Here is a 17,912-nt window from a genome sequence, read left to right as displayed (position 1 = left end):
CCGGCTAGGCTGAGGAAAACTCCCTGGCAAGAGGCAGACCCATGGCCGAACGCCCGTGCCGGCTCGCCACCCTGCTGCTCTGCGGCCTCCTGGCCCGCGGTGCCCAGGCCGGCCCCGCGGCCCCGCCGCCGCAGCCGCTGGACGGCCCCGGCGGCTCGCGCCTGGCCCACGCCGACCTGCGCCAATGGCACGGCGGCGAACAGGGCAGCGAATACTGGCTGTTCACCCCCGCCGCGCCAGTGCCGGCGCAGGCCCCGCTGGTGGTCTTCGTCCATGGCTGGAGCGTGATGCAGCCGGACCTCTACCGCGCCTGGATCGAGCACATCGTGCGGCGTGGCGCCATCGTCCTCTACCCGCGCTACCAGCAGAACCTGAAGACGCCGGCCGGCGAGTTCCTGCCCAATGCCGCCGAGGCGGTGCGCCAGGGCATCGCCGAACTGCAGTCCGGGCGGCTCGGGGTACGCGCCGACCTGCAGCGCCTGGCCTATGTCGGGCATTCCGCCGGCGGCCTGATCGCCAGCGGCCTGGCCGCCGGCTACCAGCGCCTGGGCCTGCCCCGGCCACGCGCCCTGTTCGCCGTGGAGCCGGGGCGCAGCCAGGGCCCGCGCTGGCGCCAGGTGCCGCTGGAGCCGCTGTCCGGCATCCCGCCGGGCACCCTGCTGCTGGCCCTGTGCGGCGACGAGGACGAGCGCGTGGGTTGCGACGACGCCCGGCGCATCTACAGCGAGAGCACCCAGGTCGACGGCGCCGACAAGAACCTCCTGCTACTGCGCAGCGACCGCCACGGCAGCCCGCCGCTGCTGGCCAACCATGCGGCGCCCACCGCGCCGCGCTTCGACCCGCGCTACCCGCCTTCGGACTCCGGCAGCTGGCTGCTGCAACGGGTGCAGGAGCGCCAGAAACGGCGCCAGGCCGAAGGCCGCGCGTCGACGAACCACAACGCCCTGGATACCGACGCCCTGGACTGGTACGGCCCCTGGAAGCTGTTCGATGCGCTGTGCGACGCCGCCTTCGCCGGCCGCAACCGCGACTGGGCCCTGGGCGGCACCCGCGCGCAACTGTCCATGGGCAACTGGAGCGACGGTATGCCGGTGCGCCCCATGCAACTGCTGGCGCCCCTGCCGCCGGGGCATCGATAGCGTCGATAGTCACCAGCAGGCGGATTCAATTCCCTTCGCCGCGCGCGGACGCGAGCATGAGCCCATGGCCCCGCGAACCCCGGGGCCGCGAGGCGGCCTGAGCGTGCACTCCCGGAACGCCCCGCTGACCACGAGGCTGACGGAGGAGGAACGCACCATGCAGGCCGCACTGGATCTTCTGCTCATCATCGGCTCCCTGGCGGAGCTGCTGCTCTACGTCGCGCTGGCGGCCATCGGCCTGGCCGCGACCCTGCTGCTGGCCGCCATCGGCGTGCTCACCCTGCGCTCGCCCGGCGAGCCCATCCGCATCGACGAACCGCCGCGCCGCCGCATCCGCGGCTGAAGCGCGGCCGGCCCGCTCAGGGCTTGCCCACGCCGCGGTCTTCCAACTGGTCGCCCTCGAACAGCGTCTCCAGTTCCTGGCGCGCCTCGCGGGCGGTCTGGATCACCGCCGAGGCGTCGTCGTAGACCTTGTACTGGGCCATCAGCACTTCCTCGTCGTGGCGGCGGAAGCGGCGGATGCGCGCCAGCGCCTGCTCCTCGGAAAGGCCCATTTCCACCAGCACCCGCCGGCTCATCTCCAGGCTGGAGTGGAACAGCTCGCGCACCGGGCTGGCCCCGGCGTCGAGCAGGTGGTAGACGTGCTGGCGGTTGCGCGCGCGGGCGATGATCTTCACGTGCGGATAGAGCTTGCGCACCAGGCGCGCGGTGTCGATGTTGGTCTGCGGGTCGTCGGTGGCGACGACGAAGAACTCGGCCTTGTCCACCTGGGCCGCGCGGAGGATTTCCGGGCGCAGCGGGTCGCCGTAGAAGATCGGGATGCTGCCGTAGCTGCGGCTCAGCTCGATGGTGTCCACCGAGGTGTCCAGGGCGATGAAGGGCACGCGCTGGGCGCGCATGATCCGCGCGACCACCTGGCCCATGCGGCCCATGCCGGCGATCACCACCCGCGGCGCGTCGCCCTCGATGCGCTTGTACTCCTCCGGCGCCTCGCGCACCGGCACGGGCTCGGGCTTCATCAGGCGCGCGGCCAGCAGCACCAGCAGCGGCGTCACCGCCATCGACAGGGTGATGCAGAGCACCAGCAGGCTGTGCAGGTTGGCGTCCAGCAGCCCTTCGGCGCGGGCCAGCTTGAACACCACGAAGGCGAATTCGCCGCCGGCCGCCAGGACGATGCCCAGGCGCAGCGCCGAATGGCTGTCGAGGCCGCCGGTGAGGCGCCCGAGCAGGTACAGCAGCGGCAGCTTCAGGCCGATCAGCAGCAGCGTCAGGCCCAGCACCAGCAGTGGCGAATGCAGCAGCAGGCCGAGGTCGGCGCTCATCCCCACGCTGATGAAGAACAGCCCCAGCAGCAGGCCCTTGAAGGGTTCGATCTGCGATTCCAGCTCGTGGCGGTACTCCGAGTCGGCCAGCAGCAGGCCGGCGAGGAAGGCGCCCAGGCCCATGGACACCCCGGCCAGCTCCATCAGCCAGGCGGTGCCCACCACCACCAGCAGCGCGGTGGCGGTGGACAGGTCGGCCATGCCGGTGCGCGCCACCGTGCGGAACACCGGGCGCAGCAGGTAGCGCCCGCCGACCACCACCACGGCGATGCTCCCCACCACTTCCAGGAAGTGGCGCCAGTCGCCGCCCGGCGCGGCCTCGTCGGCCCGCGCGCCGAGCAGCGACACGGCGGCGATCAGCGGGATGGCGGCGATGTCCTGGAACAGCAGGATGGCGAAGGCCAGGCGGCCGTGGGGGCTGGCCAGTTCCTTGCGCTCGGCGAGGATCTGCAGGCCGAAGGCGGTGGACGACAGCGCCAGGCCGCCGCCGAGCACCACCGAGGTGTTCAGCGGCAGCTCGAAGGCCAGGTGCGCCAGCACGCCGATCACCAGCGCGGTGAGCAGCACCTGGGCCAGGCCGATGCCGAACACCGCCTTGCGCATCACCCACAGGCGCTTGGGCGACAGCTCCAGGCCGATGATGAACAGCAGCAGCACCACGCCCAGCTCGGACAGGCTGGCGACGCTTTCCGGGTCGTCGATCAGGCGCAGCACCGAAGGCCCGATCAGCACCCCGGCCAGCAGGTAGCCGAGCACCGCGCCCAGCTGCAGGCGCTTGGCCAGCGGCACCATGAAGACGGTGGCGATGAGGAAGACCACCGCCGATTGCAGATAGTTGGAACCATGCTCCATGCCGGAACGCTCCTTGGCAGGATGAGGCCCGGCGCGCGGCCGGGCGGGTGGAACGGAAAGGGTGTCGATCAGACCGGCGGCAGGCCCTGGCTGATCAGGTGGCGCTGGAACTGCCCGGCGAGTGCTTCGACCTGCTGCCAGGGCTGCGCGTGCCGTTCATCCAGCGCGACGTGGCTGGTGCCACGGATGTCGGCCGGCAATTCGACGGCGCGGTAGAAGGCGTTGACCACCTCGGCCATGGCCTGGCGCTGGTTCTCCATGAGGATGGCGCCGTGGGCCAGCACCACGTAGCGCCCGTCGCTCTGCCGGCGGCGCCAGCGCTGGGCGGTGCCGACCAGCTTGCGGCCGCCGATGTTGACGTTGTAGCGGCCATCGCAGAAGGCGCCGTCGACCTCGCCCACGCCGGCGTCCAGGCCCATGGCCGCGAGCCAGTCGCAGAGCGGCTGGCACAGGCGCAGGTAGGCGGTGTCGATGCGCGTCTGCTCGTTGTCGCCGTCGGGCACCGCGTAGCACAGGGCGACGTTGAGCACCGCCGGTGACTGCGGCACCGGTTCGCCGCCGGTGTCGCGCAGGGCGATCGGCCAGCCGAGTTCGGCGCAGCGCGCCTCGGCCTCGGCGAAACCGGCCAGGCGGCTGAGCCGGCGCGGCATCACCAGCGCCTGCTGCAGCGGGCGCCAGAACAGCAGGCGGCTGTCGGCCTGGCCGCTGAACACCTGGTCCAGGGCGGCGCGTTCGGCATCCAGGCCGTCTTGCGCGGAAAACCGCAATACCCGTTCGCCCATGTCCTACTCCTCTCGCCGTGCTGCCTGACAGGTAGCGGACTATGCCCAGCCGCCACGCCAGGCTGCAAGCGAAAAGCCGCGCGATCCCGGCAGGCGGCGGGACAGCCTGGCGGCATATGGCTATGCTCATAGCCGGATGCCATCGCGCACAGGACGAGCCCCGTGTCCCAGCCGTTCCCGCAACGCCTTCGCCAGCAATTCCGGCTCGCCCGCTCCCTGGCGCGACCGGTGGCCACCGAGAACCTCAGGCGCCTGGCCTGGCTGGCGCTGCTGGCGGTGCCCTTCGGCCTGGTGCACATCCTGGTGTTCTGGCTCAACCTGCAGGGCAGCCTCCCGGAGTTCGACGGCTGGCGCCAGCACATCATCCTCACCCACGCGGTGGTGGCCGTGCTGCTGCTCGGCCTCGGCCTGCTCGCCTGGCAGGCCCGCCAGCGCCCGCAGGCGCCGCCGCCGTGGTACTGCGAGCTGCTGGCGCTGCTGGGCGCCTGCGTGCTGCTGGGCTTCGGCCTGGTCATCACCTGCTTCGACCAGGAGGTGACCAGCAGCATCACGCCCTTCCTCATGGGCGCGGTGGCCACGGCGCTGATCCTGCTGCTGCGCCCGGTGTTCGCCACGCTGCTCTACGTCGTGCTGTTCATCGCCTTCGAACTGGCCATGGAAGTGGCCCAGCCGGACCCGCAGCTGCGCCTGTCCAACCAGATGGGCGGCCTGACCATCTGCGGCATCGGCCTGCTGCTGTCGCAGATCCTCTGGTTCGGCCACCTGCGCAACCTGCGCCAGCGCCAGCACCTGCGCCGGCAGCGCAAGGAGCTGGAGGAGAAGAACCTGCAGCTGGAATACCTGGCAGGCCACGACCCGCTGACCGGGCTGTTCAACCGCCGCCAGTTCGACCAGTTGGTGAAGCAGGAACTGGCGCGCTGCGACCGCCAGCCGATGCCGGTGAGTCTGCTGATGATCGACCTGGACCACTTCAAGTTCATCAACGACCGCTACGGCCACCCACTGGGCGACGAGGTGATCCGCCACACCGCCACCCTGCTGCGCAAGCACACCCGCAGCAGCGACAGCGTGGCGCGCCTGGGCGGCGAGGAGTTCCTCCTGCTGCTACCGGACACCGCCGCGCCCCAGGCCCGGGTGATCGCCGAGAAGCTGCGCAAGCTGCTGGAAGACACCCCGCTGCCGATGAAGGACGGCCTGCTCTACCTCACCGCCAGCTTCGGCATCGCCGGCCTGGCCAGCGGTGTGTCGAGTACCTACGAGAGGCTCTACAGCACGGCGGACCAGGCTCTGTACCGGGCCAAGGCCAGCGGGCGCAACCGGGTGGAGGTGATGGATGCAGCGCCCCATGGGACGTTGGAGTGAGGATCGGGAACGCTTCTGTGTAGGAGCGAGCTTGCTCGCGAACAGCGTTTCCCGGCGGCTACGGTGTTTGGGGTTGACGCCGTTCCCTCTCCCCAACCCTCTCCCTGAAGGGAGAGGGGGCTGTCCTGAGCGGCCTGGAAGTCAGGCGTGATCCTTCTCCCTCGTCATTCCCGCGAACGCGGGAATGGAGGAAATAGATGGGAGTTTCAGGATGACTCCGAATTCGCCGCTCGCTCCGAACGGCCCCCTCTCCCTCTGGGAGAGGGCTGGGGTGAGGGTACGGCGTCAACCCCAAACGTCGCAGCAGCCGGGAAATTCATTCGCGAGCAAGCTCGCTCCTACGAAAATCACCGGCCTCAGGGCTGCGCGTAGCGGCGGCTCAACCCCGGCGGCACGCCGTTGGCATCGGTGGCGGTCCAGGGGCCCTGCGGGCTCACGCCCCAATACCAGGCGCCGTCCCAGTGGTAGTAGGTGCGCTGGCGGTAGTACAGGTCCTGCTGCCCCTGGATCACGTAGACGCCCAGGTTCGGGTCCCAGCGGCCCTTGCCGCCCGGCGGCGGGGCGAACTGGGTGTGGGTGCTGCGTGGCTTGTTCGAAGGGTTCTGCGGGTTCGGCGTGATGGCCGTGCGCGGCGCCGGCTTGTTCGACGGCGTGGCCGCCGGCACCTGGCCGCTGGCGCCGGGTTGCGGGGCCGGCGCCGGGGCTTGCGTGTGGGGCTGCTGGCCGGCGCAACCGGCCAGGGCGAGCAGGGCCGCGAGGGCGAGGATTCGGCCTTTCACGGGCGCACCTCCAGGAAGGGTTCGGTCAATGCTGGTCCGGGCTGTCGATGGTCACCGCCTGATCGCCCGCGCCGGCAGTAGACAACGGCTGGCTGCGTCCGATCCATTCGCCGCTGATGGCATTGCCGGCGCGCGACACCCGCGCCACCAGCTCCACCTTCGGGAAGGCCGACAGCTTCAGTTGCGGCATCATGGCGTCGGCATCGCTGAGCGACACCTCGTCCGGCAGGTCGGCCACCTTCAGGCGCTTGACCGCCAGCGGCATCGGCGGGCCGTTCACCGCGCGGGCGAAGACGAACACGCTGTCGTCCGGCTTGACCTGGCCCTTCACCGCGTCGCTGAGGTCCACCCGCACCTTCAACGTCACGCCGGCAGTGGCTGCCGCGGCCGGCGCTTCCGGCAGCTTCTCGCCGCGCTCGGCCAGGTGCTGGCGGGCGCGCTCGATGCCGCTCTGGATGGCCGCGCGCGACGGGTCGTCGGCCGGCAGCGCGGCGACCAGGCGTTGCCAGTAGTCCACGGCATCGGCGTAGCGCTGGTCTTCGAAGGCGGCGATGCCCATCAGGCCGAGGGTGGTGACCTCTTCCGGGTTCTGCTTGAGCGCCTCGTCGGCCAGGGCCTGGGCGGCGCCGGCCATCTTCTTGCCGTTGGCGAAGTACAGCGCCTGGGCCCACTGGCCGAGCACCTCGGACTGGCGCCCAGACAGGTTGGCGGCGCGCTCGAAGGCCTTGGCGGCATCCTCGAAGCGCTCCTGGGTCATGTAGGTGCGACCGAGGAAGTACCAGCCCTCGGCGGAATCCGGCTGGGCCTGCACGGCCTTCTCCAGGCGCTCGGTCATCTCCGCCATGGAGTGCGGCGGCTCGGCTAACTCGCGGGACAGCGCCAGCTTCTCGCTGGCGCCCCAGTGCAGGTACAGGCCCAGGCCCAGCAGCGGCAGCAGCACGGCCGCCAGCAGCGGCGCGGCGCGGCCCAGGCGCGAGCGGCGCTCGCCCTCGCCTTCGGTGTCGGCCAGCAGTTCGCGGGCGGCCTCGGCGCGCCCGGACTGCAGCTGGGCGTCGTCGAGGGTGCCGGCGGCGTGCTGGGCGTCCAGCTCGGCGAGGCGTTCCTGGTACAGGGCGACGTTGAGGGCGGTGCGGTCTTCCTCGGCCTGGGCGCGGCGGCCACGCAGCAGCGGAATCAGCAGGAAAGCCATGGCCACCAGCGCAAGCAGGCCGGCGGCGAGCCAGAAGTCGATCATTTGTCTTGGTTATCCAGCAATTGATTCAGGCGGGCCTGTTCCTCGGCGGACAGGCTGGCGGACGGACCGGCGGCGCTGCGGCGGCGGCGCGCCACCAGCACGCCCACCACCAGCACGCCCAGGCCCAGCAGGGCCGCGGGGCCGAACCAGAGCAGCCAGGTGCGGGCGTTGACCGGCGGCTTGTAGCGCACGAAGTCGCCGTAACGGTCGACCATGTAGTCGACGATCTGCTCGTCGCTCTTGCCCTGCTGCAGCTGCTCGTAGATCTGCTTGCGCAGGTCGGCGGCGATGGGCGCGTTGGAGTCGGCGATGTCCTGGTTCTGGCACTTCGGGCAGCGCAGCTCGGTGGTCAGGCTGCGGAAGCGCTGGCGCTCGGCCTCGTTGGGGAATTCGTAGGTGTCGATGGCGGCGTGGGCCACGCCGGCGAGACTCAGGCCCAGCAGGGCCGCGGCGAGGAGTCGCTTCATTTGCCCCCCGCCTCGTCCACCAGGCGCTGGTAGATCGGCGCCAGTTGCTCGCGCCAGACCTTCTCGTCGACGGCGCCGACCAGCTTGTGGCGGATGATGCCGTCCTTGTCGATCACGTAGGTCTCCGGCGCGCCGTACACGCCCAGGTCCAGGCCCAGGGTGCCCTGGGCATCGGCGATGTTCAGCACGTAGGGGTCGTGCAGGTCCTGCAGCCACTTCTGCGCGGCGGCGTTGTCGTCCTTGTAGTTGATGCCGACGATCACCACGCCCTGCTCGGCCAGCTTGGCCAGCACCGGGTGCTCGAAGCGGCAGGTCGGGCACCAGGTGCCCCAGACGTTGACCAGCGCCGGGCGGCCCTTGAGGTCGGCCTGGGTATAGGTCTTGCCCGGCTCCAGCACGCCGGGCAGGGCGAAGGCCGGGAACGGCTTGTCGATCAACGCCGAGGGCAGCTCGCTGGGGTCGAGCCACAGGCCGCGGAACAGGAATACCGCGACGACCAGGAAGATCGCCAGCGGCAACAGCAGGATCGCACGCTTCACACTCAGGCTCCCTGTCCGGCGGCGAGGCCCAGCGCCTCGCGCACCTTGGTTTTCACTTTCAGCCGGTAGCGCCGGTCGCACGCCGCCAGCACGCCGCCCAGGGCGGTGAGCAGGCCGCCCAGCCAGATGAAGCGGACGAACGGCTTGATGTGCAGGCGCACGGCCCAGGCGCCGTCGTCCAGCGGCTCGCCCAGGGCGACGTAGAGGTCGCGGGTCAGGCTGCCGTGGATGCCGGCCTCGGTCATCATCGAGCGCTGCACGCTGTACAGGCGCTTCTCCGGGTGCAGCACGGCCACTTCGCTACCGTTGCGGGTGACGCGGATGGTGCCCTTGTCGGAGGTGAAGTTGGGGCCTTCGAAGTGCTTGGTGCCTTCGAAGGCGAACTGGTAGCCGCCCAGCTCCACGCTCTCGCCCGGGGCCATGCGCAGGTCGCGCTGGGCGCTGAACTGGCTGGTGAGGACGATGCCGATGGCGCACACGGCGATGCCCAGGTGCGCCACCTGCATGCCCCAGTAGCTGCGGTTGAGGCTCGCGGCGCCGGCCACCAGGCCCTTGTGGCGGACCTTGTCGAGGAAGTCGCGCACCCCGCCGAGGATCACCCAGAAGGCCAGCAGGAACACCGCCAGCACCGGCCAGTGCAGGTCGCCGTAGAGGAAGGTGGCGACGCCGCCGAGCACCACGGCGCCGATCAGCACCGGCGTCAGCATGCGCAGCAGCCACTGCGTCGGGGTGTCCTTCCAGCGCACCAGCACGCCCACGGTCAGGGCCAGCATCATCCCCGTCATCAGCGGCACGAACAGCGCGTTGAAGTACGGCGGGCCGACCGACAGCTTGGCGCCGCTGATGGCGTCGAGCACCAGCGGGTAGAGGGTGCCGAGCAGGATCATCGCGGCGGTCACCACCAGCACCACGTTGTTCAGCAGCAGCAGGGTCTCGCGCGACCACAGGGCGAAGCCGACCTGGCTCTTGACCACCGGCGCGCGCAGAGCGAACAGCGTCAGCGAGCCGCCGACCACCACCAGCAGGAAGGCCAGGATGAACACCCCGCGCTCCGGGTCGGAGGCGAAGGCGTGCACCGAGGTCAGCACCCCGGAACGGACCAGGAAGGTGCCCAGCAGGCTGAGGGAGAAGGCGGCGATGGCCAGCAGCACCGTCCAGCTCTTGAACACCCCGCGCTTCTCGGTCACCGCCAGCGAGTGGATCAGCGCGGTGCCCACCAGCCAGGGCATGAAGGAGGCGTTCTCCACCGGGTCCCAGAACCACCAGCCGCCCCAGCCCAGTTCGTAGTAGGCCCACCAGGAGCCGAGCACGATGCCGATGCCGAGGAAGGTCCAGGCCACCAGGGTCCAGGGCCGCGACCAGCGCGCCCAGGCCGCGTCGAGGCGGCCGCCGAGCAGCGCGGCGATGGCGAAGGCGAAGGCCACCGAGAAGCCGACGTAGCCCATGTAGAGCATCGGCGGGTGGATGATCAGGCCCGGGTCCTGCAGCAGCGGGTTGAGGTCGTTGCCGTCGGCCGGCGCCTGTGGCAGCAGGCGGCTGAAGGGGTTGGAGGTGATGATCAGGAACAGCAGGAAGCCGGTGCTGATCATCCCCATCACCGCCAGCACCCGCGCCAGCATCGGCTCGGGCAGCTCGCGGGAGAAGATCGACACGGCGAAGGTCCAGCCGCCGAGGATCAGCGCCCAGAGCAGCAGCGAGCCCTCGTGGGCGCCCCACACGGCGCTGAACTTGTAGTACCAGGGCAGCGCGCTGTTGGAGTTGCTGGCCACGTAGGCCACGGAGAAGTCGTCATGCAGGAAGGCCCAGGCCAGGCAGGCGAAGGCGAACACCAGGAAGGCGAACTGCCCCCAGGCCGCCGGGCGCGCCAGGCTCATCCACTGGCGGTCGCCGCGCCAGGCGCCGACCAGCGGGAAGAAGGACATCACCAGCGCCATGCACAGCGCCAGGATCAGCGACAGGTGGCCGAGTTCCGGGATCATCGTCAGTTGCTCCCCTGGGCCGCGGCGCCGGGCTGGCCGCCCTGCTGGTATTCACCGAGCTTGCCGCTGTCCTTCAGCGCCTTGGTGACTTCCGGCGGCATGTATTTCTCGTCGTGCTTGGCCAGCACCTCGTCGGCGGTCAGCACGCCGTTCTGGTCAAGCTTGCCGAGGGCGACGATGCCCTGCCCTTCGCGGAACAGGTCCGGGAGGATGCCGCGGTATCTCACCGTGACTTCCTTGGCGAAGTCGGTGACCACGAATTCCACGTCCAGGGAGTCGGCCGAGCGTTTCAGCGAGCCCTTCTCGACCATGCCGCCGGCGCGGATGCGCGTGTCGTGCGGCGCTTCGCCGTTGGCGATCTGCGTCGGCGTGTAGAACAGGTTGATGTTCTGCTGCAGCGCGGACAGCGCCAGGGCCACGGCGACGCCGACACCGGCGACGATGGCGAGGACGATGTACAGACGCTTCTTGCGGACCGGATTCACTTGCTGGCCTCCCGGCGCAGACGGCGCGCCTCTTCTTGCAGGTAACGCTTGCGCGCCAGGATGGGCGCGGCCACGTTGATCGCCAGCACCACCAGGCTGATGGCGTAGGCCGACCACACATAGGGGCCGTGGTGGCCCATGGCGAGGAATTCGCCGAAGGAATGGAAACTCATAGCGCGCGCTCCACCTCAGCCTTGACCCAGGACGCGCGGGCTTCGCGCTTGAGCACTTCCAGGCGCATGCGCATCAGCAGCACGGCGGCGAAGAAGCAGTAGAAGCCGAGCACCATCAGCAGCAGCGGAATCCACATCTCCGGCGGCATCGGCGGCTTCTCGGTGAGGGTGAAGGTGGCCGGCTGGTGCAGGGTGTTCCACCACTCCACGGAGAACTTGATGATCGGGATGTTGACCACCCCGACGATGGCCAGCACCGCGCTGGCCTTGGCCGCGCTGTCGCGGTTGCCGATGGCCTGGCCGAGGGCGATGACGCCGAAATAGAGGAACAGCAGGATCAGCATCGAGGTCAGGCGCGCGTCCCACACCCACCAGGCGCCCCAGGTCGGCTTGCCCCAGATGGCCCCGGTGACCAGGGCGACGAAGGTCATCCAGGCGCCGATGGGCGCGGCGCACTGCACGGCGACGTCGGCGATCTTCATCTTCCAGATCAGGCCGATGGCGCCGGCCACCGCCAGCATCACGTAGCAGGACTGCGCCAGGAAGGCCGCCGGCACGTGGATATAGATGATGCGGAAGCTGTCGCCCTGCTGGTAGTCCGGCGGCGCGAAGGCCAGGCCCCAGACGAGGCCGACGGCCATCAGCAACGCCGCGGCGACGGCGAACCAGGGCAGCCAGCGTCCGCTGATCTCGTAGAACCACTTGGGCGACCCAAGCTTGTGAAACCAAGTCCAGTTCATCATCAGGCTCTGTGTGTCAGGGCACTTTTTTCTAGTGCCGGCGCCGCTCCAGCGGCACCGGCAGGCGTCATTCGCCCACGCTGATCTTCAGGCCGGCAGCGATGGCGAAGGGCGTCAGCGTCAATGCTAACGCCGTCAGGCTGGCCAACCAGAGCAGGTGCCCGGCGGTCGGCAGCCCCTGCAGCGAGGCCTGGAGGGCACCGCTGCCGAGAATCAGTACGGGGATGTACAGCGGCAGGATCAGCAGCGCCAGCAGCAGCCCTCCGCGCTTGAGCCCCACGGTCAGCGCCGCGCCGACCGCGCCGAGCAGGCTCAGCACCGGGGTGCCGAGCAACAGCGACAGCAGCAGCACCGGCAGGCAGCGTACCGGCAAACCCAGCATCAGGGCCAGCAGCGGCGACAGCAGGACCAGGGCCAGCCCCGAAACCAGCCAGTGTGCCAGCACCTTGGCCAGGACCAGAAGAGGCAGGGGGTGCGGCGAAAGGACCCACTGTTCCAGGGAGCCGTCCTCGAAATCGCTGCGGAACAGACCGTCCAGCGACAGCAGCACCGCCAGCAGCGCCGCCACCCACACCAGGCCGGGCGAGAGGTCCTGCAGCATCCGGGTTTCCGGGCCGACGGCCAGGGGGAACAGGGCGATGACGATGGCGAAGAACACCAGCGGGTTGGCCAGCTCCGCCGGGCGGCGGAACTGCAGGCGCGCCTCGCGCGCCAGGAGCAGGCCGAAGACGTTGCTCATGCGCCCTCCCCGGCCGTTTCGCGGGCGTGCTGGCCGAGGTCCAGGTCACGATAGCCGCCGGGCATGCGGCTCAGCGTGTGGTGGGTGGTGAGCACCACCAGGCCGCCCTCCTCGCAGTGCCGCGCCAGGTGTTCCTCGAGCTGGGCGACGCCCTGCCTGTCGAGGGCGGTGAAGGGTTCGTCGAGGATCCACAGCGGCGGCGCCTCCAGGTACAGGCGCGCCAGGGCGACGCGGCGCTGCTGGCCGGCGGACAGGGTGTGGCAGGGCACGTCCTCGAAACCGCGCAGGCCGACCGCCTCCAGGGCGCGCCAGATCGCCGCGTGGTCCGCCGGCTGGTGCAGGGCGCAGAGCCAGGCGAGGTTCTCCTCGGCGCTGAGCAGGCCCTTGATGCCGGCGGCGTGACCGATCCACAGCAGGTTGCGCGCCAGTTCGCCGCGCTGTTCCTCCAGCGGCCGGCCGTTCAGGCGCACCTGCCCGGCGGTGGGCTGCATCAGCCCGCAGAGCAGGCGCAGCAGGCTGGTCTTGCCGCTGCCGTTGGGGCCGACCACCTGCAGCATCTCGCCGGCGCCCAGGCGCAGGTCCAGGCGCTCGAAGAGCATGCGCCAGTCCCGCTCGCAGGCGAGCGCCACGGTTTCGAGAAGCGGGCTGGTCAAGGCATCGGCACCCATCGGGAAAATCGAATTCAGGCTAAAGTCGGTGCAGCGCAGGCCGCTATAGTGGCCACGGGCGGCGCATTATACACGCCTGTTTCCGGCCCCGGCGCCGGCAATTTCGACAGCTTGTTAAGGCTTTTCAGGCATTCGCCGCCCCCGCGACGATGCGCCGCAAGCCCTGAAGGACGCAGATGCCGAGCGAGATTGGCGCTTCCCGCCCGCTCCCCATGGCCACGGCCAGCCGCTCCGTGCAGAACGCCGCGCAGCTGTCGCTCACGCTCGCCCGCAGCCTGGGCGACCTGCTGCCGCCCGGGCAGAGCGCCCAGGCCGAGGTGCTGGGCGTGAAGCAGGCGGCCTACAACTTCCAGTTGCTGCTGCGCCTGACCCTGGCCGGCGGCCAGCAGACGCTGGTCACCGCCGAGAGCCCGCAGGCCCTGCCCCAGGGCAGCACCCTGAACATCTCCGCCCTGAGCGCTACCAGCCTGGCCGCCACCCTGCTCTCCAGCGCCCAGCAGGCGCTGGGCGACCTGCCGCCGCTGGACAGCCTCGACCTGGAACAACTGCCGGTGGGCAGCCTGCTGCAGGGCAAGGTGCTGTCCAGCACGCCCCAGGGCGGCACCCCGGCGCAGCCGGCCAGCTACCGGGTACTGCTCAGCCTGCTCGGCGGCCCCCTGGCCGGCCGCCTGCTGGACATCGACTCGGCGCGCCCGCTGAAGGCCGGCAGCCTGCTCAGCGCCCAGGTCCAGGACAGCCGCGCCCTGCTCTTCCTGCCCCTGGCCGGGCGCCTCGACCGACTCGAACTGACCAGCCAGCTGGGCACCCAGCAGGCCCGCCAGGCCTCGACCGAGGGCCTGCTCGACAACTTGCTGGCGCTGAAGGCCGGCAACCAGTTGCCCGAGACCCTGCGCGGCGCCGTCGAGCGCCTGCTCGCCGGCCTGCCCGACGTGCGCCAGTTGAGCGACGCCAAGGGCCTGGCCCAGGCCCTGCAACAGAGCGGCGGCTTCCTCGAGGCGCGCCTGCTCCAGGGACTGGCGCCGCTGCCGGGCGACTTCAAGGCCAACCTGCTGCGCCTGCTCGGCCAACTGCTGCCCGCCGAACAGGGCAACGCCACGCCGGGCCTGCTGGCGAACCTCGCCAACAACGCCGCCGCCAACCTGGCCAGCAGCCTGCCGGCGTTCGTGCGCAACGCCCTGGGCGCGCTCAACCAGAACGGCAGCCCGCGCCTGCAGCAGGCGGATTTCCCGCTGCCCTCGCGCATGCTGCAGAAGCTGGAAGACGAAGACGACCTGGAGTCGCTGCTGAAACTGGCCGCGGCCGCCGTGGCGCGGCTGCAGACGCACCAGCTGAGCAGCCTGGTGCAGAGCGAGCCGCTGCGTGGCGGCGGCCAACTGCACACCTGGCAGATGGAGGTGCCCATGCGCACCGAGGATTCGCTGGTACCGCTGCAGGTGCGCATCCAGCACGAGGACCGGCGCGAATCCAACGACCCGGAACAGCCGCGGGAAAGCCTGTGGCGCATCGACCTGGCCTTCGACCTCGACCCGCTGGGGCCGCTGCAGGTCCAGGCCACCCTGGCGCCGCTGGGCCTGAGCAGCCAGTTCTGGGCTGAACGCGAAAGCACCGCGAACCTGATGGAAAGCGAACTCGGCTACCTGCGCCAGCGCCTGCAGGACGCCGGCTTCACCGTGCGCGAGCTGTGCTGCAACAAAGGCCGCGCGCCACAAGGCGCACGCACCGCACTGGAACAACGCTGGGTGGACGAAAAGGCATGAACAGACAGACCGCGCCGCGCCAGGCCATCGCCCTCAACTACGACGGGCAGAACACCCCGACGCTGAGCGCCAAGGGCGACGCCGAACTGGCCGAAGCCATCCTGGCCATCGCCCGCGAACACGAAGTGCCGATCTACGAGAACGGCGAACTGGTGCGCCTGCTGGCCCGCCTGGAGCTGGGCGACGCCATCCCCGAGCCGTTGTACCGCACCCTGGCGGAAATCATCGCCTTCGCCTGGTACCTCAAGGGCAAGAGCCCGGCGCCGCGAGCGCCAGAGAATGCCGCGAAGGCGTTGATGTTGCGGCCCTAGCGAAACAGCGAAGGCACTTCAGGGTGAAGTGCCTTCGCTATCGATGGCGTGGCTTTGCGGACGCCAGCCCTACCCGCGCGCCGGCCACTCCGGCATGCCGCGGACCGGCTTCAGCGACGGGGCTTCGCTGGGAACCAGCGGGTGGGCACCCGGGAAGCTTCCCTGGTCGGCTTCGGAATAGTCGACAAGGCTGGCGACAACCGCGCGCAGTTGGCCGAGGCTGAACGGCCGCTCCAGCACCTGCAGCAGCGGCACGTGCTGGTTCCAGGCCCAGTCCAGCAGTTCGCGGCGCTGCGTGTCGCTGAAGCTGCCGACCAGCAGGAACTGCTGGATCTGCGGGTTGCGGCTCAGGTGCAGCAGGGTTGCGAGGTCGTCCTCGCAGAGGCTGAACTTGTCGTAGATGAACAGGTTGTAGTGCTGCCCGCCGGACAGCGCCTGGTCCACCTCGGCCAGGCTCACGCACAGGCTCAGGTGGAAGACTTCCAGGCGGTTCAGCAGGATGCCGTACTGCTGCAGGCAGCCGGGATGCGGGCAGAACACCAGGGTGCGGCGCGACAGCGGCAACATGGCGGTTTCCTCGAAGATGGCGACAGCAGCCACTGTAAAGACAGCTTCCGAGGAAAGAGATCGGACAAATCCGAAAAGCACCTAAGGGTATACCGAGCGGCCGCCCGGCATCATTCCTCGGGCCTGTGGCCGCTGTGCAGGCGGGTGATCAGCTCCGCCTCGGCCTGGGACAGCCCGCAGGCCTGGGCCAGGTCGGAGGCCGAGGCGCCCATCCCGGCCAGGCGCGCGGCCTGGCTGAAGGACAGGCTGGTGGGGTCGCGCTGCTCCAGGCGCGCCAGGCGCTCGGGCAGGTTGGCCAGCTGCTTGCGCAGCTCGCCCAGTTCCTCGCCCATGCGCACGTTGACGCGCTGGTAGGCCTCGCTGCGCTTGGCCAGCTCCTTCAGGCGCTGTTCCAGGGCGGCCTGGCGCGTGGCCTGCTCGGCCAGTTGCGCGGCCTGGCGGCGCTGCCCCTGCAGCAGCCAGGCGCAGAAGCCGCCCAGCCCAAGGCAGGCGACGGCGAGCAGGATGACGAGCTCGAGCACCTCAGATGCTCTCCAGCTCCGACCACTCTTCCTCGGTCATCATCTTGTCCAGCTCGACCAGGATCAGCAGCTCGCCGTTCTTGTTGCACACGCCCTGGATGAACTTGGCCGACTCGTCGTTGCCGACGTTGGGCGCGGTCTCGATCTCCGACTGGCGCAGGTAGACCACCTCGGCGACGCTGTCGACCAGGATGCCCACCACCTGCTTGTCCGCCTCGATGATGACGATGCGGGTGTTGTCCGAGACCGGCGCCGGAGCCAGGCCGAAGCGCTGACGGGTGTCGATGACGGTGACCACGTTGCCGCGCAGGTTGATGATCCCCAGCACGTAGCTGGGCGCGCCCGGCACCGGGGCGATCTCGGTGTAGCGCAGCACTTCCTGGACCTGCATCACGTTGATGCCGTAGGTCTCGTTGTCCAGACGGAAGGTGACCCACTGCAGGATCGGATCCTCGGCACCTTGCGCAGACGTCTTGTTCATATCCCTAGCCTCTCGTGTTCGGCCACGCTTCAAGGGTAGCGCGGCGGTTGTCGTTCAATTGCGTTGCCGGCCCGTCAGTGACGGGCCTGGCTGCGGAGCGCGCCGCTGTCGATCAGCCCGGCCAGGGCCGAGACGTCGAGCAGCGCGCACATCTGTTCGATCACCGTGCCGGCCAGCCACGGGCGTTGCTGGCGCTGGCTGCGCCATTTCACCTCGGACGGGTCCAGGCGCACCGAGCGGCTGACCTGGTGCACCGCCAGGCCCCATTCGTAGCCCTGCACGGAAATCACGTACTGCAGGCCCTCGCGGTAGTCGTCGCGGTAGCGCTCGGGCATCACCCAGCGCGCGGTGTCCAGCACCTTCAGGTTGCCCGACTGGCTGGGCAGGATGCCGAGGAACCAGTCCGGCTGGCCGAACAGCGGCGTCAGTTCCTTGCCGGCCAGCGGGTAGATGGAGCCCAGGCACACCAGCGGCACCGCCAGGGTCAGCCCGGCGACGTCGAACAGCAGGCACTCGAAGGGCTCGGCGGCCCACTCCGGGCGGCCGTCGTCGAGCAGCGCCAGCGGCGCCGGGGGCATCTGCGCGCTGCCCGGGCGGTGCAGGTCGATCACCTCGTCGGCAGCCTCCACCGGCTGAGCGGCTTCGACCACCGGCGCGACGGGCAACGGCGCCTCGGCCACCGGCAGCGGGACAGCGGCGCGGGTGACGCGGTGGGCATCGCGCACCTGTTCCTCGAGCACCGCGGCCTCGAACTCGTCGAGGCTGACGCTGCTGACGGGCTCGGCGACCGGCGCCGGCGCGGGAGCCGGCACGGCGGCCAGGACCGGGGCGGCCGGCGCGGGGGCCGGCGCCTCGACCTCGAAATCGTCGAATGTGGCCTCCTGCAGCAGCGCGTCCAGGTAGGACTGCAGCGCGAGCTGGGGGCGTGTGGCGGTAGCGGAACGGCTCATGCAGAAAATCCGCGCAAAGGGTTCACCCAGTCTATCGGCTGGACCGGGCCCGGACTTGAAGGCAG

General features: G+C 70.1%; 21 protein-coding genes. 5 read left to right on the top strand and 16 right to left on the bottom strand.

The features are described 5' to 3' along the window. The first annotated feature begins 41 nt into the window (after window positions 1–41). Window positions 42–1,139, top strand: coding sequence for an alpha/beta hydrolase fold domain-containing protein (locus tag M8R19_RS24885; protein WP_249919213.1), 1,098 nt, complete (start codon window positions 42–44; stop codon window positions 1,137–1,139). A gap of 157 nt (window positions 1,140–1,296) precedes the next feature. Next, window positions 1,297–1,482: a hypothetical protein gene (locus M8R19_RS24880; protein WP_249919212.1), complete on the top strand. Its 186-nt coding sequence runs from the start codon at window positions 1,297–1,299 to the stop codon at window positions 1,480–1,482. A 16-nt stretch (window positions 1,483–1,498) separates the two neighbouring features. Here the strand turns inward: M8R19_RS24880 and M8R19_RS24875 are convergent, their stop codons facing one another. Both M8R19_RS24875 and M8R19_RS24870 read right to left on the bottom strand, forming a co-directional pair. Further along, a complete protein-coding gene (locus tag M8R19_RS24875; RefSeq protein WP_249919211.1) occupies window positions 1,499–3,313 on the bottom strand; it encodes a monovalent cation:proton antiporter-2 (CPA2) family protein in 1,815 nt (604 codons plus the stop codon). Window positions 3,314–3,381: 68 nt separating this feature from the next. Continuing rightward, on the bottom strand, window positions 3,382–4,095 hold the full coding sequence (locus tag M8R19_RS24870; RefSeq protein WP_249919210.1) for a lipoate--protein ligase family protein: 714 nt from the start codon (window positions 4,093–4,095) through the stop codon (window positions 3,382–3,384). 162 nt (window positions 4,096–4,257) lie between these two features. Here M8R19_RS24870 and M8R19_RS24865 point away from each other — a divergent pair, with 162 nt between their 5' ends. Then, on the top strand, window positions 4,258–5,457 hold the full coding sequence (locus M8R19_RS24865; RefSeq protein ID WP_249919209.1) for a GGDEF domain-containing protein: 1,200 nt from the start codon (window positions 4,258–4,260) through the stop codon (window positions 5,455–5,457). A gap of 356 nt (window positions 5,458–5,813) precedes the next feature. On the opposite strand, the gene M8R19_RS24860 is transcribed toward M8R19_RS24865, so the two are convergent. The 10 genes from M8R19_RS24860 to ccmA all read right to left on the bottom strand — a co-directional run bounded on the left by M8R19_RS24860 (window position 5,814) and on the right by ccmA (window position 13,260). Beyond that, window positions 5,814–6,236, bottom strand: coding sequence for a hypothetical protein (locus M8R19_RS24860; protein ID WP_370311050.1), 423 nt, complete (start codon window positions 6,234–6,236; stop codon window positions 5,814–5,816). A gap of 25 nt (window positions 6,237–6,261) precedes the next feature. Beyond that, window positions 6,262–7,470, bottom strand: coding sequence for a c-type cytochrome biogenesis protein CcmI (ccmI, locus tag M8R19_RS24855; RefSeq protein WP_249919208.1), 1,209 nt, complete (start codon window positions 7,468–7,470; stop codon window positions 6,262–6,264). Beyond that, window positions 7,467–7,937: a cytochrome c-type biogenesis protein gene (locus tag M8R19_RS24850; RefSeq protein ID WP_058490761.1), complete on the bottom strand. Its 471-nt coding sequence runs from the start codon at window positions 7,935–7,937 to the stop codon at window positions 7,467–7,469. The genes ccmI and M8R19_RS24850 overlap by 4 nt, the downstream gene beginning before the upstream one ends. Next, window positions 7,934–8,476, bottom strand: coding sequence for a thiol:disulfide interchange protein DsbE (dsbE, locus tag M8R19_RS24845; protein ID WP_009621133.1), 543 nt, complete (start codon window positions 8,474–8,476; stop codon window positions 7,934–7,936). The genes M8R19_RS24850 and dsbE overlap by 4 nt, the downstream gene beginning before the upstream one ends. A gap of 2 nt (window positions 8,477–8,478) precedes the next feature. Then, window positions 8,479–10,455, bottom strand: coding sequence for a heme lyase CcmF/NrfE family subunit (locus M8R19_RS24840; RefSeq protein WP_249919207.1), 1,977 nt, complete (start codon window positions 10,453–10,455; stop codon window positions 8,479–8,481). A 2-nt stretch (window positions 10,456–10,457) separates the two neighbouring features. Beyond that, window positions 10,458–10,940 (bottom strand): cytochrome c maturation protein CcmE, encoded by a 483-nt coding sequence (gene ccmE / locus M8R19_RS24835; protein ID WP_249919206.1) that lies wholly within the window; start codon window positions 10,938–10,940, stop codon window positions 10,458–10,460. After that, window positions 10,937–11,113, bottom strand: a complete 177-nt coding sequence (gene ccmD / locus M8R19_RS24830) for a heme exporter protein CcmD (protein WP_009621127.1) — start codon at window positions 11,111–11,113, stop codon at window positions 10,937–10,939. Before ccmD ends, ccmE begins: the two co-directional genes overlap by 4 nt. Continuing rightward, window positions 11,110–11,856 (bottom strand): heme ABC transporter permease, encoded by a 747-nt coding sequence (locus M8R19_RS24825; RefSeq protein WP_099049042.1) that lies wholly within the window; start codon window positions 11,854–11,856, stop codon window positions 11,110–11,112. The genes ccmD and M8R19_RS24825 overlap by 4 nt, the downstream gene beginning before the upstream one ends. Window positions 11,857–11,920: 64 nt before the next feature. Next, window positions 11,921–12,592 (bottom strand): heme exporter protein CcmB, encoded by a 672-nt coding sequence (gene ccmB, locus M8R19_RS24820; protein ID WP_009621123.1) that lies wholly within the window; start codon window positions 12,590–12,592, stop codon window positions 11,921–11,923. Then, a complete protein-coding gene (ccmA, locus tag M8R19_RS24815; RefSeq protein WP_249919205.1) occupies window positions 12,589–13,260 on the bottom strand; it encodes a cytochrome c biogenesis heme-transporting ATPase CcmA in 672 nt (223 codons plus the stop codon). The genes ccmB and ccmA overlap by 4 nt, the downstream gene beginning before the upstream one ends. Window positions 13,261–13,436: 176 nt before the next feature. On the opposite strand from ccmA, the gene fliK reads away from it, so the two are divergent. Then, complete coding sequence (gene fliK / locus M8R19_RS24810) at window positions 13,437–15,017, top strand: flagellar hook-length control protein FliK (protein WP_074984723.1); 1,581 nt, start codon at window positions 13,437–13,439, stop codon at window positions 15,015–15,017. Next, window positions 15,014–15,328 carry an EscU/YscU/HrcU family type III secretion system export apparatus switch protein gene (locus M8R19_RS24805; RefSeq protein WP_249919204.1) on the top strand — a complete coding sequence of 105 codons (315 nt, stop codon included), beginning with the start codon at window positions 15,014–15,016 and terminating at the stop codon, window positions 15,326–15,328. Before fliK ends, M8R19_RS24805 begins: the two co-directional genes overlap by 4 nt. 69 nt (window positions 15,329–15,397) lie before the next feature. On the opposite strand, the gene M8R19_RS24800 is transcribed toward M8R19_RS24805, so the two are convergent. The 4 genes from M8R19_RS24800 to M8R19_RS24785 form a co-directional block, all read right to left on the bottom strand. Further along, window positions 15,398–15,928 (bottom strand): hypothetical protein, encoded by a 531-nt coding sequence (locus tag M8R19_RS24800; protein ID WP_145923864.1) that lies wholly within the window; start codon window positions 15,926–15,928, stop codon window positions 15,398–15,400. A 77-nt stretch (window positions 15,929–16,005) separates the two neighbouring features. Further along, window positions 16,006–16,416: a DUF2802 domain-containing protein gene (locus M8R19_RS24795; RefSeq protein ID WP_074984727.1), complete on the bottom strand. Its 411-nt coding sequence runs from the start codon at window positions 16,414–16,416 to the stop codon at window positions 16,006–16,008. Between the two features lies 1 nt (window position 16,417). Next, window positions 16,418–16,897 (bottom strand): chemotaxis protein CheW, encoded by a 480-nt coding sequence (locus M8R19_RS24790; protein WP_009621111.1) that lies wholly within the window; start codon window positions 16,895–16,897, stop codon window positions 16,418–16,420. A 74-nt stretch (window positions 16,898–16,971) separates the two neighbouring features. Beyond that, window positions 16,972–17,847, bottom strand: coding sequence for a CheW domain-containing protein (locus tag M8R19_RS24785; RefSeq protein ID WP_074984729.1), 876 nt, complete (start codon window positions 17,845–17,847; stop codon window positions 16,972–16,974). Between the last annotated feature and the right edge of the window lie 65 nt (window positions 17,848–17,912).

Origin of the sequence: Pseudomonas sp. R3.Fl, from assembly GCF_023516765.1 — a bacterium.
In the GTDB taxonomy this organism is placed as follows: Bacteria; Pseudomonadota; Gammaproteobacteria; order Pseudomonadales; family Pseudomonadaceae; genus Pseudomonas; species Pseudomonas citronellolis.
Note: the sequence above shows the minus strand (reverse complement) of the source record. Positions and strands in the feature narration are given on the sequence as shown.

Excerpts from the sequence above, each read along its gene's own strand:
- M8R19_RS24885 (WP_249919213.1), top strand. The coding sequence starts at position 42 with ATGGCCGAACGCCCGTGCCGGCTCGCCACCCTGCTGCTCTGCGGCCTC.
- M8R19_RS24880 (WP_249919212.1), top strand. The coding sequence starts at position 1,297 with ATGCAGGCCGCACTGGATCTTCTGCTCATCATCGGCTCCCTGGCGGAG.
- M8R19_RS24875 (WP_249919211.1), bottom strand. The coding sequence starts at position 3,313 with ATGGAGCATGGTTCCAACTATCTGCAATCGGCGGTGGTCTTCCTCATC.
- M8R19_RS24870 (WP_249919210.1), bottom strand. The coding sequence starts at position 4,095 with ATGGGCGAACGGGTATTGCGGTTTTCCGCGCAAGACGGCCTGGATGCC.
- ccmI (WP_249919208.1), bottom strand. The coding sequence starts at position 7,470 with ATGATCGACTTCTGGCTCGCCGCCGGCCTGCTTGCGCTGGTGGCCATG.
- M8R19_RS24850 (WP_058490761.1), bottom strand. The coding sequence starts at position 7,937 with ATGAAGCGACTCCTCGCCGCGGCCCTGCTGGGCCTGAGTCTCGCCGGC.
- M8R19_RS24840 (WP_249919207.1), bottom strand. The coding sequence starts at position 10,455 with ATGATCCCGGAACTCGGCCACCTGTCGCTGATCCTGGCGCTGTGCATG.
- ccmD (WP_009621127.1), bottom strand. The coding sequence starts at position 11,113 with ATGAGTTTCCATTCCTTCGGCGAATTCCTCGCCATGGGCCACCACGGC.
- M8R19_RS24825 (WP_099049042.1), bottom strand. The coding sequence starts at position 11,856 with ATGATGAACTGGACTTGGTTTCACAAGCTTGGGTCGCCCAAGTGGTTC.
- ccmB (WP_009621123.1), bottom strand. The coding sequence starts at position 12,592 with ATGAGCAACGTCTTCGGCCTGCTCCTGGCGCGCGAGGCGCGCCTGCAG.
- ccmA (WP_249919205.1), bottom strand. The coding sequence starts at position 13,260 with ATGGGTGCCGATGCCTTGACCAGCCCGCTTCTCGAAACCGTGGCGCTC.
- fliK (WP_074984723.1), top strand. The coding sequence starts at position 13,437 with ATGCCGAGCGAGATTGGCGCTTCCCGCCCGCTCCCCATGGCCACGGCC.
- M8R19_RS24805 (WP_249919204.1), top strand. The coding sequence starts at position 15,014 with ATGAACAGACAGACCGCGCCGCGCCAGGCCATCGCCCTCAACTACGAC.
- M8R19_RS24790 (WP_009621111.1), bottom strand. The coding sequence starts at position 16,897 with ATGAACAAGACGTCTGCGCAAGGTGCCGAGGATCCGATCCTGCAGTGG.
- M8R19_RS24785 (WP_074984729.1), bottom strand. The coding sequence starts at position 17,847 with ATGAGCCGTTCCGCTACCGCCACACGCCCCCAGCTCGCGCTGCAGTCC.